Source organism: Deinococcus aetherius (assembly GCF_025997855.1).
GTDB classification, from domain to species: Bacteria; Deinococcota; Deinococci; order Deinococcales; family Deinococcaceae; genus Deinococcus; species Deinococcus aetherius.
Genome location: NZ_AP026562.1, coordinates 305,001 through 321,118, shown reverse-complemented (window position 1 = coordinate 321,118; position 16,118 = coordinate 305,001). Strand labels below are relative to the sequence as shown.

The 16,118-nt window shown below is 72.4% G+C and carries 14 protein-coding genes (1 of these 14 only partly in view); 12 read left to right on the top strand and 2 right to left on the bottom strand.

The window, feature by feature from the left end:
- Nucleotides 1-41 precede the first annotated feature (41 nt).
- On the top strand, nt 42-1,403 hold the full coding sequence (locus tag DAETH_RS21075) for an MFS transporter (protein ID WP_264778095.1): 1,362 nt from the start codon (nt 42-44) through the stop codon (nt 1,401-1,403).
- 25 nt (nt 1,404-1,428) lie between these two features.
- The gene (locus DAETH_RS21070) at nt 1,429-2,448 is read left to right on the top strand and encodes an aldo/keto reductase (RefSeq protein WP_264778094.1); all 1,020 of its coding nucleotides are present in this window, start codon (nt 1,429-1,431) and stop codon (nt 2,446-2,448) included.
- On the opposite strand, the gene DAETH_RS21065 is transcribed toward DAETH_RS21070, so the two are convergent.
- Nucleotides 2,426-3,445: an aldo/keto reductase gene (locus DAETH_RS21065; RefSeq protein WP_264778093.1), complete on the bottom strand. Its 1,020-nt coding sequence runs from the start codon at nt 3,443-3,445 to the stop codon at nt 2,426-2,428. The genes DAETH_RS21070 and DAETH_RS21065 overlap by 23 nt on opposite strands.
- A gap of 111 nt (nt 3,446-3,556) precedes the next feature.
- On the opposite strand from DAETH_RS21065, the gene DAETH_RS21060 reads away from it, so the two are divergent.
- From DAETH_RS21060 to DAETH_RS21045, 4 genes are all read left to right on the top strand, one after another.
- Nucleotides 3,557-4,135 carry a Rad52/Rad22 family DNA repair protein gene (locus DAETH_RS21060; RefSeq protein ID WP_264778092.1) on the top strand — a complete coding sequence of 193 codons (579 nt, stop codon included), beginning with the start codon at nt 3,557-3,559 and terminating at the stop codon, nt 4,133-4,135.
- 706 nt (nt 4,136-4,841) lie between these two features.
- Nucleotides 4,842-6,278, top strand: coding sequence for a replication initiator protein A (locus DAETH_RS21055; protein ID WP_264778091.1), 1,437 nt, complete (start codon nt 4,842-4,844; stop codon nt 6,276-6,278).
- A gap of 272 nt (nt 6,279-6,550) precedes the next feature.
- On the top strand, nt 6,551-6,958 hold the full coding sequence (locus DAETH_RS21050) for an ester cyclase (RefSeq protein ID WP_264778090.1): 408 nt from the start codon (nt 6,551-6,553) through the stop codon (nt 6,956-6,958).
- A 139-nt stretch (nt 6,959-7,097) separates the two neighbouring features.
- A complete protein-coding gene (locus tag DAETH_RS21045) occupies nt 7,098-7,439 on the top strand; it encodes an antibiotic biosynthesis monooxygenase family protein (protein ID WP_264778089.1) in 342 nt (113 codons plus the stop codon).
- Between the two features lie 135 nt (nt 7,440-7,574).
- Here DAETH_RS21045 and DAETH_RS21040 read toward each other — a convergent pair whose 3' ends face one another.
- Nucleotides 7,575-8,294 (bottom strand): apiosidase-like domain-containing protein, encoded by a 720-nt coding sequence (locus DAETH_RS21040; protein ID WP_264778088.1) that lies wholly within the window; start codon nt 8,292-8,294, stop codon nt 7,575-7,577.
- Between the two features lie 146 nt (nt 8,295-8,440).
- Here DAETH_RS21040 and DAETH_RS21035 point away from each other — a divergent pair, with 146 nt between their 5' ends.
- From DAETH_RS21035 to DAETH_RS21010, 6 genes are all read left to right on the top strand, one after another.
- Entirely contained in the window at nt 8,441-9,547 is a 1,107-nt protein-coding gene (locus tag DAETH_RS21035) for a C1 family peptidase (RefSeq protein WP_264778087.1), read from the top strand.
- Nucleotides 9,548-9,559: 12 nt separating this feature from the next.
- Complete coding sequence (locus DAETH_RS21030; RefSeq protein WP_264778086.1) at nt 9,560-9,967, top strand: hypothetical protein; 408 nt, start codon at nt 9,560-9,562, stop codon at nt 9,965-9,967.
- Between the two features lie 76 nt (nt 9,968-10,043).
- Entirely contained in the window at nt 10,044-10,355 is a 312-nt protein-coding gene (locus tag DAETH_RS21025) for a protease inhibitor I42 family protein (protein WP_264778085.1), read from the top strand.
- A 51-nt stretch (nt 10,356-10,406) separates the two neighbouring features.
- A complete protein-coding gene (locus tag DAETH_RS21020; protein ID WP_264778084.1) occupies nt 10,407-12,758 on the top strand; it encodes a caspase family protein in 2,352 nt (783 codons plus the stop codon).
- A gap of 90 nt (nt 12,759-12,848) precedes the next feature.
- Nucleotides 12,849-13,820: a hypothetical protein gene (locus tag DAETH_RS21015; RefSeq protein WP_264778083.1), complete on the top strand. Its 972-nt coding sequence runs from the start codon at nt 12,849-12,851 to the stop codon at nt 13,818-13,820.
- Between the two features lie 31 nt (nt 13,821-13,851).
- A protein-coding gene (locus tag DAETH_RS21010; RefSeq protein WP_264778082.1) for a caspase family protein crosses the window boundary here: on the top strand, nt 13,852-16,118 show its 5' portion. Its footprint extends 1,270 nt past the window's final position; the window shows 2,267 of its 3,537 coding nt (coding positions 1-2,267); the start codon lies at nt 13,852-13,854; its stop codon lies beyond the right edge, outside the window.

Here is a 16,118-nt window from a genome sequence, read left to right as displayed (position 1 = left end):
ACACGCCCACCGGCTCGTCCCGGCGTGGCAGGATAGCGGCCGTGTCCCTGCCGTCCGCGCGTTCGTCCGCCTCCACCCCTCCCCACGCGCCGCGCACCCTCGACGCGGGCCTGCTGCTGGTGGTCCTCGCCGTCGCCTTCGAGTCGATGGCGGTGGGGACCGTCCTGCCGCGCGTCGCGGAGGACCTGCGGGGCCTTCCCCTGTACGGTTGGGCGTCGAGCGCGTTTTTGCTCTCCAGCCTGTTCGGCGCGGTGGCGTTCGGGGCCCTGTCCGACCGCCGGGGGCTGGCCCGGGGAGCCGCGCTCTGCCTGGCGGTGTTCGCGCTCGGGCTGCTCGTCGCGGGGCTCGCCCCGTCCATGCTCGTCTTCGTGCTCGGGCGGCTCGTGCAGGGCTTCGGGGCGGGGGGACTGGGCGCCCTCCCCTTCGCGGTGATCAGCACCCGCTACCCGGAGGCGAGCCGCGCCCCCATGCTCGCCGCCGTCTCGGGCGCGTGGCTGCTGCCCGCCCTCGTCGGGCCCCTGGTCGCCAGCCTGATCGCGGACGCGTGGTCGTGGCGGGCGGTGTTCTGGGGGCTGATCCCGGCCCTCGCCCTCGTCGCGCCGCTGTGCGTGCTGCCGCTGCGGGGCGGGGAGCGGGCGGCGCCGGGAACGGCGGAGCGGCCCCTCCTGTGGCCCGCCCTGGGCCTGACCCTCGCGGCGGGGGCGCTGGTGGAGGGGCTGCGCCGCGAGGATGCGCTGTCCCTGCCCCTCACCCTGCTGGGTGTGGCCGGGGTGCTGCTCGCCTCGCGCCCGCTCTTCCCGGCGGGGATGTGGCGCCTCGCCCCCGGGCTCCCGGCCATGCTGATGGTGCGGGGCTGGGCCGCTTTCGGCCTGCTGGGAGCCAACGCCTTCCTGCCGCTCGCCCTGCACGAGTTGCGCGGCCTGAGCCTCACCCAGGCGGGGTGGCTCCTGAGCGTGGGGGGCGCGACGTGGACCCTGGGCTCGTGGGCGCAGGCGGGCCTGGAGCGGCGCCTGGGCCCGGGGTCGCGCCCGGCGCGGATTCGCCTCGGGATGGTGGGGGTGTCGGTCGGCCTGCTCGTCACGGCGCTGGCGGCGCTGGGGGAGTTACCGCTCGGGGCCGCCTACGCGGGGTGGTTCGTGGCCGCCTTCGGGATGGGCGTGGGGTACAACAGCAACAGCCTGCTCGCCCTATTGAGCGTCGGGGCTGACGCCTCGGGACGGCTCTCCGGCCAGCTGGCGAATATCGAGGTCCTGATGACGGCGGTGGCGGCGGGGGTGGGAGGGGCGCTGCTCGCCCGGGCCCAGCCGCTGAGCCGGGCCTTCGCCCTCGCCTTCCTCGTCACCCTGCTGGGGTCCCTCGTCACCTGGGTCGCGGCGGCGCGGGTGGGGAAACGGGGGGGCTGAGGCCCGGAGGTGTACAACGGGGAGCATGACCGACGCGTTCGAGCACGTCCGCCTGCGGGGCGGTGGGGTGTCGCTGCCCCGCCTGGGTTTCGGCACGGCGCCCCTGGGCGGGCTGTACACGGAGGTGCCCGACGGGCAGGCCCGCGCCGTCCTCGACGCGGCGTGGAACGCGGGCCTGCGGTACTTCGACACCGCCCCCTGGTACGGCTACGGCCTCGCCGAGGAGCGGCTGGGCGAGGCGCTGCGGGGACGGGAGGGGTACGTGCTCTCCTCCAAGGTGGGGCGGGTGCTTCGGGCGGACATTCCCCCGCACTCCAGCCAGTTCGGCCCGGACGGCACGCCGGGGTTCAAGACCTCCTCGCCCCTCAACGTCGAGTACGACTACTCGTACGACGGCTTTCTGCGCTCCTTCGAGGACAGCCTGCGGAGGCTGGGGGTGGAACGCCTCGATATCCTCTTCATCCACGACCCGGACGCCGTCGGCGTGAGCGTGGGCGAGATCATGCGGGGAGGCTACCGGGCCCTGCACGAGCTGCGCGAGCAGGGGCTCGTCGGCGCCATCGGGGCGGGCATGAACCAGTGGGAGATGCCCGCCGAATTTCTTCGGGAGGGCGACTTCGACGTGTTCCTCCTCGCGGGGCGATACACGCTGCTCGAACAGGAGTCCTTGCGGGAGTTCCTGCCCCTGTGCGAGGAGCGAGGCGCGAAGGTGGTGATCGGCGGCGTGTACAACAGCGGCCTGCTCGCGGGTCCGGGGCCCGGAGCGCCCTACAACTACGCCCCCGCGCCGCCCGAAGTTCTCGCCCGCGCCCAGGCTATCGAGGCGGTGTGCTCACGGCACGGAATCCCCCTCAAGGCCGCCGCCCTGCAATTTCCGCTCGCCCACCCGGCGGTCGCGTCCGTGCTCGTGGCGGGCCGCGTGCCGGAGCATCTGGAGGAGAACCTGCGCCTGCTGCGGGCTCCCATTCCGCCCGAGCTGTGGGAGGACCTCAAGGCCGGGGGTCTGCTGGCCCCGGACGCGCCTACCCCCGGCGCTCCCGGCTGAGAATCCCGTTGCGCACGAAGTCGTAGGGGTAGGGGAGAGGGAGGTCGCTCGCCTCGTCGAGTTCCCGCATGGCGTCCTCGGGCAGCTCCCAGCCCAGCGCCCCCAGGTGCCCCTCCAGTTGCTCCGCAGTCCGCGCCCCGATGATCGGCGACGTGACGACAGGTTTTTGCAGCAGCCAGCGGAGCGCCACCTGCGCTGGAGTGCGCTCCAGTCGCCCGGCCACCGCCAGCAGGGCGTCGATGACCCGCCAGGTGTGCTCATTGTTCAGGTTCGTCCACGACTCGCTCCAGCCCTCCCGCTCGGCGGCGTCCACCCGGGTCCCGGGCGGCGGGGCGCTCATCCCACGCGTGTACTTGCCCGTCAGCCAGCCGCCCTTGAGGGGGCTCCACGGCAGCACCCCCAGCCCCTCGACCCGGCACACCTCCAGCAGTTCCCACTCCGTCGAGCGACACAGGAGGTTGTACTGGGGTTGCAGGCTGACGAAGGGTTCCAGGCCCAGCGCCCGGCTGAGGTCGAGCGAGCGTTGCAGTTGCCATCCGCTGAAGTTGCTCACGCCGATGTACCGCACCAGCCCCCGCGCCACGAGGGTGTTCAGGGTGGCGAGCGTTTCCTCAAGCGGCGTGGCGGGGTCCCAGCCGTGGACCTGGTAGAGGTCGAGGTAGTCGGTCTTCAGCCGCCGCAGGCTGTCCTCGATCTGCCGCAGGACATGCCCGCGCCCGAGCCCCTGGTCGTTGGGCCCGTCGCCCATCGGCCACCGGACCTTGCTGGCGATCACGAGGTCTTCCCGCCTCTGCTCCCCCAGCCACCCGCCCAGGATGCGCTCGGACTCGCCCCGCCCATAGACGTTGGCGGTGTCGATGAAGTTGCCCCCGGCGGCGACGAAGCGGTCGAGCAGGCGGCGGCTGCCTTCCTCGGAGGTCTCGCGCCCGAAGGTCATGGCCCCCAGGCACAGCTCGCTGACGGAGAGGCCGGTGCGGCCCAGGAAACGCTGGTTCATCGTCGTAACCTCCGGGCGACAGCCTAACGCCCCCGCTGGGGGGAGCGGGGGCCCTTCCCCTATCGTTCCTGTTGACCTGTCCGGACGGTCCGGCTTCGCTAGCCTGCGGGCGTGTCCTACCTGAAGGTCAAGGAGCAACTGGCCGCCCCCTTCCCGGCCCGGCGCGTCTCGTGGAAGCCTCAGGCGTTCAGCCGGGACCGCTCCTCGGCGCTGATGGTGGCCTTCATCGATGCCCGGGCGGTCATGGAGCGCCTGGACGCCGTGTGCCCGGGCGACTGGGCCTTCGACGTGAAGCTCTTCCCCGGCACCCCGCCCACCGCCCGGGGCCGCCTGACCGTCCTGAGCCTGACCCGCAGCGACGTGGGCGAGGCGGGCGAGGGCGAGGCGGGGACCCTCAAGGCCGCAGCGAGCGACGCCCTCAAACGCTGCGCGGTGCACTTCGGGGTGGGCCGCTACCTCTACGACCTTCCCGCCACCTGGGTCCCCTGGGACGAGGCCCGCCGCGCGCCCGTCACCCCGCTGAAGCTCCCCGACTGGGCCCTCCCCGAGGAGGAGCGCATGGTCGGCGCCTCCCACATCCTCGGCGCCCTCGACGCCCTGCGCTCCGGCCTCCCGCGCGACCTCGGTCAACTGCGCGAGGTCTACCGCCACGTCAGGGCGGCCCTCGACGCGGCGGAGCGGTCCACATAAAGGCAAGCGAGGTCGTCCACAGGCCTGGTACGTCAAAAAAGCCCTCCAGGCGCCGCTTTGAAAGAAGTGACACTCCCGTCATTTCCTGCCTCGCCCTTTATGCAGAGGGACTACCGATTTACTCGGCATGTCGAAAAGGGGGGTTAGGGGCTCGAATCGGAAATTTTTGCTCCTGGCGGGCCTCCGGCTCTTCAGGGAACATGCCGAGTAAATCGGTAGTACCCGAGCGCCCCCTACCGATTTACTCGGCAGGAAGTACCGATTTACTCGGCATCTTTTGCATATTCTGCCGAGTAAATCGGTAGAACAATTCACCCCGGGGTACCGATTTACTCGGCATCGACTACCGATTTACTCGGCATCTTGTTCAAGTTTTCCACAGGCCCCTCCCGATTTACTCGGCATCTTCGGGCGCCCGACTACCGATTTACTCGGCAGAAAGTACCGATTTACTCGGCATGTAAACAGTGTTAACTACCGATTTACTCGGCAGAAAGTACCGATTTACTCGGCATGTTCTTTTAGCACTTTGCGTCTGGACCGCAGTTTTTTCTCGCCGGGCCGCCCGCCCTTGATGTTGATCATCAATATCTTTTAAAAGATAACTACATACAAAAAATCATCATCAAGGGTGCATAGGGCAGGGCGAACCGGGCCGGGCGGGGTCGGGTATAGTTCCGGGCGGAGGCCCCTTCCCTTGTCATCCGTGGAGAAGAAACGCAAGGTCAAGCCCACGGCGCCCGCCGACATCGACCGCTTCGATGAGGCCAACTCGGCGCGGCTGGGGCTCATCTGCGTGCAGGAACGCATTCCGAGCGACTACACCCGCTGGGACGTCCAGTTCGTGATCGACAACCGCGACGCCCGGCTGACCTGCATCTCGCCCAGCGAGTACGGGGGTGTGCCGCACGGCCTGGACGGCGATTTCGCCACCATCCTCAACGTGATGTACCTGGAGCAGGGGGCCCCCGAGGACGGCGAGGTCCACACCACGGCCTACCAGCTCCTCCAGCGGGCAGGCTTTCCCGACTCGGGCCAGTACTACGCGGCCTTGCAGGAGAGCCTCGACCGCCTCAAGGGCGCGACGTACACGGCGAGCGAGTCGTGGCGCGACCACAAGCGGCAGCGCTGGACGACCGTGAAGTTCAACATCATCGAGCAGATCATGGCCGACACCCAGGGGGACACTTCCTTCGGGAGCGGCACCAGCCTCAAGGTCCGGCTGGCCCGCCCGGTCGTGCAGAGCATCCGCGAGCGGTACCTCAAGCCGCTCGACATGACCTTCGTGCTCAGCCTCAAGCGCTCGCTGACCCGCAGCCTCTACCGGGTGCTCGACGCCCACCGCTACGACCCCCAGCACCCCCATGAGCCCGCGCCCGACTTCCGCATCCAGCTCCAGCAGTGGGCGCGCGAGTGCAAGCTGCGCGAGACGCTTCCGGCCCGCATCAAGCGCAACCTCGAAAGTGCCCACACCGAACTGCTCGAACGCGGCTACCTGCGCGCGGTGACCTACGAGGGCACCCGCAACGACACCGTGATCGTGTACGAGTTCGGCGACCTGCCCGCCACCGCGCCTGCACCGGAACCCGTCATCGAGGTCATTCCCGACGCCCCCGTGATCGACGCCCTGCGCCGCTACGGGGTGGCTCACACGGTTGCCCGAAAGCTCGTCCAGGACCGGGGCGAGGGACACGTCACCGCGCGGCTGGAGAAGTTCGAGGCCATGATCCGCGCCGGGTACCGCGCCCGCAACAAGGGTGCCCTCCTCGTGGACGTGATCCGCGACGACGAGGGGAAGTACCTGGACCCCAGGGAGGCCCAGCCCGAGCAAGGGCGCGCCGTCCCCTCCACCCGCCGCACCGAACTCGCCCGCCGCGAGGCGGAGGAGACCGAGCGCCTCACCACGGCGGTGGAACGTGAATTTTTGGCCCTGCCCCCGGACGAGCAGGCCGCCCGCGCGGTCACGCAGGTGCGGCTGTTCGTGGGGCGCGAACTGCGAGAAGACCACCTCCGTCGGCTGCTGATCGCCCTCCAGGCGGGTGAGCTAGAACCCTACGGCCTCTACCGCGAGGTCATGCGCGCCGCCTCCGAACTGCGCCTGCCGGAATTCGCCGAACAGATTCGGGGCACCTACGGCATCTGAAGGTCGGGGGTCGAGGAGCGTCCGCGTCGAAAGTGGGCTGGGTCTCCGGGCGACGATGGCCCTGGTTGCTCACAGGAGCCACGAGAAGGCGCCTTCCGGACTTGCGAGAGGAATTTCCCCACGGAGGATTTTCGAGAGGCCTTCTCGGCCCGGAGAGAGGCACTTTTGTTCCTCGTGCTTCAAGGCGTCAGAACACGGCAAATTCATTTGCGTCCAGCACGGTAATTTTCCCACCCTGCACCTGCCCCCCTTACCGGAAGCACAATGTCGGGGTGACCGAATCCCGAGAGGCGACCCTGGCTCCCGTCCGCCGGTTCTACGAGGTGTACAACACCCACGACCTGAGCCTCCTCGACGGCCTGCTCGCCTCGGAGTACGTGGGGGAGGTCAACGGCCAGCGGGTCGTGGGGCCGGAGGCGGCCAGGGGCGTGATCGGGGCCTTCCTCGCCGCCTTCCCCGACATTCGGTACGAGGTCGTGGACACCCTGGTCGAGGGTCGCCGGGTCGTGACCCGCTGGCGGGCCGCCGCCACCCACCTCGGTTCCTTCGCCGGTCTGGCGCCGAGCGGGCGGCGGGTCACGATGACCGGCGTGACGCTCTTCCAGGTTGAGGAGGGGCACATCTCGGCGCTGTGGAACGTGTGGGACGTTCACGGGCTGCTCGAACAGTTGCGCGGGTAGGCCAGGGGCGGAGGCCTCCCGCATCGAACGGATGAGGGGCAACTTGGCCGTTCGGGGGAGGTGCCCGGCTCCCTTTGCCCTTACAGTTGCGGGCACGGCCGGACACCCGAAGGGGCCGGACGAGGGGAGGGGATTTTCGGTGATCGTCGAATACATCCGTTACCGGGTGGAGGAGGGGGCGGCAGGCGCCCTTGAGCGCGCCTACGCGAGCGCCCGCACGGCCCTGGACGCCTCGGCCCACTGCCTGGGGTATGAACTCTCGCGCTGCGTCGAGGAGCCCTCGCACTACATCCTGCGCATCGAGTGGGACTCCCTGACAGGGCACCTGGAGGGGTTTCGCCGCAGCCCGGAGTTCGGGGCCTTTTTCCGGGACGTGAGGCCCTTCGTGGGCAACATCGAGGAGATGCGTCACTACGAGGTCACGGCCATCCGGCGCCGGGCCGGCGCGGCGCCCGTAACTTTCGGGGAGTCGGGGGAATGAGTGGGCCGGGAGGAGCCGCCGCCCCCTCGCGGCGCGGCCCCGTCAACCGGGGGCAGGCGTGTTGAGGGCTCCGGCTTGAGGGTTCCGGCCGCAGGAGCCAGTCCTGGCTGCGGCGGGCGAGGAAGGTGTGGCTGCTCACCCCGGCGGAGGTGTCGATTCGGGTGGTCCGCCCGGTCCTGGGGCTGAACCATGACGCCTTCGAGCGTCACGGCTGCCCCGCCGTCGTCCAGGAGGTATACCCGGCCGTGATCCGGGCCCCGCAGCGCCACGGCGGGCCGCGTGCCCGTGAAGCACCCCGGCGCCGGGCTGGCATTCAGAGGACGGGGTGGTCCGGCACCGCTGCCTCACGCCTGTGCCGTAGCGGCGGACCGACTCGGCCATGAAGATGGGCTCGTCGTTCACCCGGCGCCCCCACCCCCGCAGCAGCGCGACGACCAGCCCCAGTGAGGCCGCGTGCTCCACCTCGATTTCGAGGTGGCCCCCGTCGTCCTTGTCCACCAGGGGCAGGTCACCCCGGGCGTTGGGCACGGTCAGGCCGTCCATCTCGGCGAGGGCCACGGCCTGGACCACCGTGAAGCCCTGCCGGGCGCGGGTCTGGAGGTACGTGCAGGCGTCGTCGCGGTTCAGGCGGTGAAACAGTTCCCAGCCGGTGTCGGCCCGGGAGCAGGAAGGGCCGCCCGTCGGGTGAGACTTCCAGCCCCTTGCAAGACGTCCCCGTGGTGAGGGCGGGAACGGTCGTAGCCTCCGCCCGTGCTGTGTCCCGCCGTCCCCGTGTGCGCGGATGACGCGTGCTTGAAATTCCTGCGTCCGGCATCTTCCCGATCTGGAGGGGGTGGGGCTGAATTCCTTGCCCACGCATGTGGGCGCCGGGTCACGCCCGTGTCACGGGGCGGACACGGGCCCCCCGGCATCGTGAGCCCGACCACAGGAGGCGGGGAGAGAGTCGGGGGGCTGGTGGAGCCGGCCGGGCCCTGCTCCCGCCGGGTGGGAAGGAGACGAGGATGACGGGTCAGGACGTGAGCGTGGAGGCGGTGCGGGCGGCCATCCGGGCGGCGGGCGCCGGGTGGGAGGCGGGCGTGACGTCGGTCTCGGAGCTGTCCCCGCAGGAGAGGCGGGTGCGGCTGGGGGTGCGGCCCCGACCGGAGGAGGGCTCGCTCGACGACATCGTGCGGCGCGGGGCCGAACGGCTCGCGGGCGAGCGCCCGGAGGCGCGCGAGGTGGGGGCTCCCGCCGCGCACGACTGGCGGAACGTGGGCGGGAAGAACTTCATCACGCCCGTCCGTGACCAGGGAAACTGCGGCTCGTGCGTGGCTTTCGGCACCGCCGCCACCATCGAGGGCACGGCGCGGGTGCAGGGCAACAACCCCGCCCTGGCCATCGACCTCTCGGAGGCGCAGCTCTTCTACTGCTACGGGCGCACCCAGGGGGTCACCTGCGACACGGGCTGGATGCCCGAGCACGCCCTCGAATTCGCCAGGACGAAGGGCGTGACCGACGAGGCTCATTACCCCTACGTGGCGCGCGACTCGGGCTGCAACGTGAAGGAGGGCTGGGAGGGGGCGCTGACGAAGATCAGCGGCTCCCGCGACCTCACCGGCAAGGCCGCGGAGATGAAGGAGTGGCTGGCGACGAAGGGGCCCCTGAGTGCCTGCCTGGTGGTGTACGCGGACTTCTACAGCTACCGGGGCGGCGTGTACCGTCACGTCACCGGCGGGCAGGAGGGCGGCCACTGCGTCTGCATCGTCGGGTACGACGACGCGGCGGGAGCCTGGATCTGCAAGAACTCGTGGAACACCGGCTTCGGCGAGGGCGGCTTCTTCCGCATCGCGTACGGCGAGTGCGCCATAGACACCTGGCGGGTCCACGCGGTCGAGGGCGTCGAGGACACCGGCTGGCGCAACGGCGTCCGGGTCCTCGGGCTGTGGGTCAGCGACGCCGAGCGCAACGCCTGGGCCTACCTCGACGGGATCGGCTGGAGGCGCCTCGCCTTCGACAACGACAACGTCCTGCTCTCCCTGCTCACCGACCTCGCCGCCGCCAAGCTCGGCAAGCTGCCCGCGAACGTGTACGTGGAGCAGGGCGTGGTCAGGCAGGTCTACGTCTTCTAGGAGGTGGGGCCCATGACGAACTCGAACGCGAGACCCGAACTCACGCCGCCCGGCGCCGGGCAGGGAGGCCAGCCCATGACCCAAGGACGACCGCAGCAGGACCCGGAGACGCTTGGCGGAGGGGCCGAGACGGTGCGGGAAGGCCCGACGATGGGGCCGCCCCCCGGCGTGGAGGGTGCCTCCGGGGCGGGAGCAACGACCTGGCACCAGGACACGTGGGTCACCGCCCTGTGGGCCGTCAACCAGAACCGCAACACCTGGGTGTATCTCAAGGACAAGGGCTGGAAGCGCCTCGCCACGACCTCGGACGGCACCCACCTCGCCCTGACCCTGCTGGGTGCGCACGCCCGCCTCGCCGCCGGGCGCGTGGACGCCCGCGAGGAGGGGGACGGGTTGCTCCACGAGCTGTACGTCTGGTGAGCCCACTGGCCTGGGCCTGGTTCCGGCGCCGCCCCGGGCGGTACGCTGGGGCCGGGCCATGCGGGGAGGAGGACCCATGCGACTGACCCAGGCGGACGACGGACGCCACGTGACGGCGACGGTGGGGGAGACCCTCACGCTCACCCTGCCCGAGACTCCCGGGACCGGCTACCGCTGGTCGCCGGAGATGCCCGGGGGCGGCGTCCTGCACACGGACGAGGGCCTTTTCACACCCGGGGGCGGGGGGATCGGCGGGGGCGGCACGCGCACCTTCGAGGTCCGGGCCGTGGGAGCGGGGGAGGCCACCCTGCGCCTCGCCCTGCGCCGGGCGTGGGAGGGGGAAGCGCCGCCCGAACGGACCTTCACGGTCACGGTGACCGTGCGTTGAGGGGAGCGGGGGAGTCGGCAGGCCACGCGCCGAGGGGGCGGGGAGGTGGGGATGCCCGGCAGTGCGGAAGGCGGGTTGAACGGGTGGGCGGGGGAGACGAGCGGCCCGCCGGTGGTGACGCGCGACCTCGGGCTGGGGCCGGAGGAGACCCCGCTGCGGTCCGGGCACAACTTCGTCGCGGTGATCGGCATCGACGAGTACGCCGCCTGGCCGACGCTGCACAACGCGGTGAGCGACGCCGTGCGCGTTCAGCAGCTCTTCGTCGAGAAGTTCGGCTTCCAGCCTCTCACCCGGCCGCTGCTCAACCGCGAGGCGACCCGGGGGGCGATCCAGGCGCTCATCCAGGACGAGTTGCCGGGGCGGCTGCGCGAGGACGACAGCCTGGTGCTGTTCTTCGCGGGGCACGGCCACACCCGCCTGAGCGTCGTCGGGCGGCGGCGCATCGAGAGCGGCTACCTCATCCCGGCGGAGGCCAGCCGGGGTGACCACTGGAGCGAGTACGTCAAGCTCGAACCCCTGCTCGTGGACCTCAGCGAACTGCCCGCCCGGCATGTCCTCCTGATCTTCGACGCCTGCCGCAGCGGCTTCGCGGTGGGCGACGCGATGACGGTCGAGCGGGCCGACCGCTCCCTGCGCTACGAGCAGGCCCTCGCCCGGCAGCGTTCCCGCCGGGTGATCACGTCCGCCCAGCGCGACGAGGAGGCCAGCGACGGCGGCGGGCCGCTCGCGGGCAACTCGCTCTTCACGGGCACCCTGCTGGGCGGCCTGGACGGGGGCGCGGCGGACCTGAACGGCGACGGCCTGGTCACCTCCTCCGAACTCGGGCTCTTCCTGCAAAAGGCGGTCGGGCGCGCGTCGGACTCCCGGCAGACCCCGGTGTTCGGCACCTTCTTCCTCGACGAGGGGGGTGAACTCGTCATCCCGCTCACCCCGGGGGCGGCGCTGGCCTGGGCGGCGCCGGAGGTGGGGGAGCGGGAGGAAAGCCCCCGGGACCGGGCCCGGCGCGACCTCGATCACGTCTGGGACGACTGGCAGGAGGAGGGGATTTTGCCCTCGCGTGAGGACCTCCGGCACCTCGCGGAAGCCCTCGCGGACCTCCCGCCCGCCGACCCCCCGCAGGCGCTGCTGCTGCTGCGCGCCGCCGTCGCCCGGGAGGACCCGCCCCGGCCCTGGCTCGACCTGCTGCGGCACGAGGAGGGCCGCTCGACCATCGAACTCCTGGAGTTCAGCCCGCCGGAAACTCTAGCGGCCGCCCCCTCACGGGCTGCCGGGACCTCACCGGAGGCCCGGGTGAGGGGCTGGGCGAGCAGCGCCGCCCGGATCGTGCTGGGCACGGGGGGAGGCCCCAGCGCCGCCGCCCTCACGCACGGCTTCGGCCCGCTGTCGTGGGCGGCGGCGCTGGGGCCCGACCCCGCAACGCGCCGGACCGCCGCCTTGGCCCTCACGCTGCTCGACGGCTTCGAGGGCCCCGACCGACTGCGCCGGGCGGTGTGCGAGCTGCCGGGCCGGGTGCGGCGCTGGTCGCGCACGGGTGAACTCCTCGCCGCGCTCGCCGACGCGCGGGCCGATCTTGACCCCGCGAGCGGCTTCGCCCGGATGCGGGGGGACCTGGCCCTCCCCGAGCGGCTGAGTGTGTGGGCGTGGCGGGTGCGCCGCCGCCTCATCCGGGACCGCCGCTGCTGGGGCCCCCTCGCCGCCGGGGGGGCATTGGGGGCGGGCCTCGCCGTCGCCGCCCTGCGCCTAGTGGAGTTCCGGCTGAGCCCCGAGCCGGGGAGCGGGCAGTTTTTCAGCGCCTTCTACACCGCCCTGCCGCTGGGGGCCGCCCTCGCCCTGGGAACGGCGCTCGCGGTGCCCCTGCGCGCCGCGCCGCCCGACGAGCGCGGGGTTATCCCCGGGGTCTGCCGGGACGCCGGGCACGACCAAAGCACGAGCGGGCTGGCCCTCGTCTCGGGGACGCTCTGCTTCGGGCTCGCCCACCTGCTCGTCGCGCTCCAGAACGGCCTCGACCCGGGGCGCCACCCGTACGTCCTTCCGGCGGGCCTCCTCGCCGGTCTGGGGCTCAGCCTCGCGCTGCGGGGCCAGCCGCCCCTCACCGCCCGGCTGGGGGTGGTCGGCTGGGCGCTGCGGCTCGGGGCGGGCGCCCTCACGATGGTCGTCACCGTCGTCCTCGTCACCGCTGCCTCCGGCCAGTGGCCCGCCGTGCGCGAACTCCACCGCATCGGGCAGGGGGTCGTGCTGCTCCTCGACGCGTACTACCTCTCGGCGGTCCTGAACGCGCTCGACCTCGGCGCCCGGGGGTACTACGGCCTCGTGCTCCTCGACGCCGCCCTGGTCGGCGCGCTCCTCGTCCTGGGCACCACCCTCGGCGGCGCTCTCGCGCGGCGGCTTGCCCGTCTGGAGTAGGGCCAAGCCCCAGCGGCCGGTCGCCAGGACCACCGGAACGCTCGTCGCCTTTCACAGCAAGGTTTCAACCTCACAGCGAGGAGATTTCGCATGAAGAAGACCCACCGGCTCACCTTCCCCTGGCTTTCCCTCCTGCCCGCCGGGCTGCTCGTGGCGCTGGCGGGAGCGCTTCCGGACGCGGGGGCTGGCCGCCCAGCCGGGAGGACCTGCGGCACGGGAACCGCCCGGCTCGGCTCCCCGCAGTTCGTGTCCGCCCAGATCACCGTGACCCCGACGACCCTCCAGACGCGGCAGCCGATGGAGATCCGGACCAGCCTGCTCAACGTGTGGACCGGATCGCCGGGCGGGCAGGACCTCACCATGCTGGGGGGGCGGGACTGGCAGACCCTGCCGGGCGGCAGCCGGATCACGACCGACCGCGACGGCGAGGGCTGGCTGCGCTTCCTGGGGGAAAACCGCCGGGAGTGCGGCCTGCTGTACGTGTTCCAGCAGAGCGGCCTCACGGTGGACAAGTGCCCGAAGTCGCTGCGGGCGGCGGGCAACAGCGTCTGCAACACGGGTGGGGCGACGGCCTACCGCAACTTCTGCCGCAGCGAGCTGATCCTCCAGACCCCCACCGCCCGGGTCAGGCCCACGGGCACCTGGATCGGGCTGGTGTACGTCCCCGAGCGCGAACTCACCCTCGTCCTGCTCTTCGAGGGCCGGGCGGAGGTGCAGCCCGTGCGGACGGCGCAGGGCGACGTGCTGGGGCGTTCCAGCACCCTCGGCGCCGGGTCGTTCTGGCTCACCTCGCCCGACGGCACCCCGCAGGGCGTGGGCGGCTTCGTCCGGGGCGGCACCTACCCCCTCACCCAGCTTCCCGACCTGGTCGAGGTGCTGCGCCCCACCCAGCCCAACCTCTTCCCCTGGGTGCGCCGCATCGTGGACCACGCCCGCCTCGACGGGGTGCCCGTGCCGACCTCGCTGGTGGAGTACGTGGGGCAGACGCGCGGGCGGCGCGAGCCCGTCCCGCCGGAACCCCGGCAGCCCAACCGGGGGCCCGTCGAGTCCCCGATTCCCTGACGCCCTACTCCCTCTCTCAGGAGGCCGTGTGATGGGCAAGAAGGTCTACGTGCTGGCAGTCGGCATCGACACGTACGCTGGCCCGGTTCGCCCCCTGCGGGGCTGCGGGAACGACATCCAGGCGCTCCTCACCCTGCTGGAGGACCGGACGCGCGCCGCCGGGGCCGACCTCGTGCCCCTGCGGCTCCTCGACGGGGAGGCGACCCGGGAGGCGGTGATCGGCGCGGTCCGGAGCCACCTGCACCGGGCGGGCCCGGGGGACGCCGCGCTCCTGTACTTCAGCGGGCACGGCTCCCAGGAGAAAGCACCCCCCGAGTTCCGGCACCTGGAGCCGGGCGGGCGCAACCAGACCCTGGTGTGCTTCGACAGCCGCCTGCCAGGCGGGTACGACCTCGCGGACAAGGAGGTCGGGGCCCTCCTCGCCGAGGTCGCGGCGGGCGGGGCGCACGTCCTCGCCGTCTTCGACTGCTGCCACGCCGGGGGCATCACCCGCGATTCGGGCGAGGATGTGCTGGGCGTGCGCCACCAGCCCGCCGGGGAGGAGGTGCGGCCCCTGGAAAGCTACCTCTTCGCCCCGGAGACCCTGGCCGGGATGCGGGCGCGCGGCCCCGCCCAGGGGTGGTTCGTCCTCCCCGAGAGCCGGGCCGCCGTGATCTCCGCCTGCGAGGCCTTCGAGACCGCCAAGGAGGTGCGCGCCGGGGACGGGGAGGTACGGGGCGCCCTCTCCGCCGCCCTGGAGACGGCCCTGCGCCAGCTTCCCCCCAACGTCAGCCTGCGCGACGTCTTCGGCCGGGTGAGCACCGTCATCCGCCACGAGGTCGAGGCGCAGACGCCCCAATTGGAGGCGGGCGACGTGCGCGACCTCGACCGCCCCTTCCTCGGCGGCGCCGTCGCCGCGCGGCCCCCCTCCTTCACCCTGCGCCACGCCCCCGGCGGCGAGTGGGAGATCGACGCGGGCACCCTCCACGGCCTGCGCCCGCCGGAGGGCGGGGAGACGACTACCCTCGCCGTCCTCGACCTGGGAAGTCCCCCCGCCGGGTGGAGGGACCCTAGGGCCTCACTGGGCACGGCCCGCGTCACCGAGGTGGGGCCGTCCGCGAGCCGGGTGCGGCTCACCCTGCGGGAGGGCGCGGCGCCCGACTCCCGGACGACGTACCGGGCGGTCGTCCTGTCCGCGCCCCTGCCCAGGACGCCCGTGATCCTCGCTGGGGAGGCGCAGGGGGTGGGGCTCCTCCGGGACGCGCTGGCTCAGGCCGGGGGGCAGGTCCCGTCCCTGTTCGTGCGCGAGGCGACCACCCCCGGGAACCTGCGGGACGCCGGGCTGCGGGTCCTCGCGGCTGACGGGGCGTTCCGCCTTACCCGGCCCCACACCGACCGCCTGCTCGTGCCCGAGGTGCCCGGCCTCACCCCGGAGGGCGCGCGGCTGGTCGTGGCCCGGCTCGAACACGTCGCCCGCTGGGAACAGACCCGCGACCTCCTCCACGGGGACACCCGCCTTCCGCCGGACGCCGTGGAGCTGACCGCCGAGCGGCTGCGTCCGGGGTCCGGGGCGGACGGCGTGGCCCTGACCGCCGAGCCCCTTCCCCTTGGCGGCCCGCTGCGCCTGGAGTACGAGTTCCGGGACGGGCGGTGGGTCCAGCCCCAGCTCCGCCTGCGGCTGAGGAACACGACGGGCTGGGAGCTGCACTGCGCCCTCCTCGACCTGCCCGAGACCTTCGCGGTCGTCGCGGGCCTCACCCCGGGGGGCTGCCTGCGGCTGGGCCCCGGGGAGGAGATCACGGCGAACGGCGGGCGGCCGATCTACCCCGCCGTGCCGAGGGCGCTGTGGGAGGAGGGCCGCACCGAGTTCACCGACGTGCTCAAGCTCATCGTGAGCGAGCGGCCCTTCGACGCGACGCTGCTCGCCCAGGACGCGCTCGACGTGCCGCGCGGCGGGCGGGGCGACCGGCCCGTCCCCCGGAGCGCCCTCGACCGCCTCCTGAGCCGAGTGCAGACCCGCGACCTGGGCCCCGCCCCCGAGGACGCGGACGAGCACCCCGACTGGACCACGGGCACCTGGACCTTCACCACCGTGCGGCCCCGCGAGGCGGCGCCCGTACCGGCGGTGGGGGAGAGCGCCGCGCTCGGCGGCGGGGTCACCCTGCTCGGCCACCCGGGGCTGCGGGCGCGGGCCCGCCTCACCAGCCTTCCGCAGGCGGCACGGGGCGAGGCGCTGTTCCCCCCCATCCCCTCCCTCCCCGCGTGGCTGGCGGAGAACCCCGACGTGGCGCCCTTCGCCTTCGTGGCGACTCGCGGCGA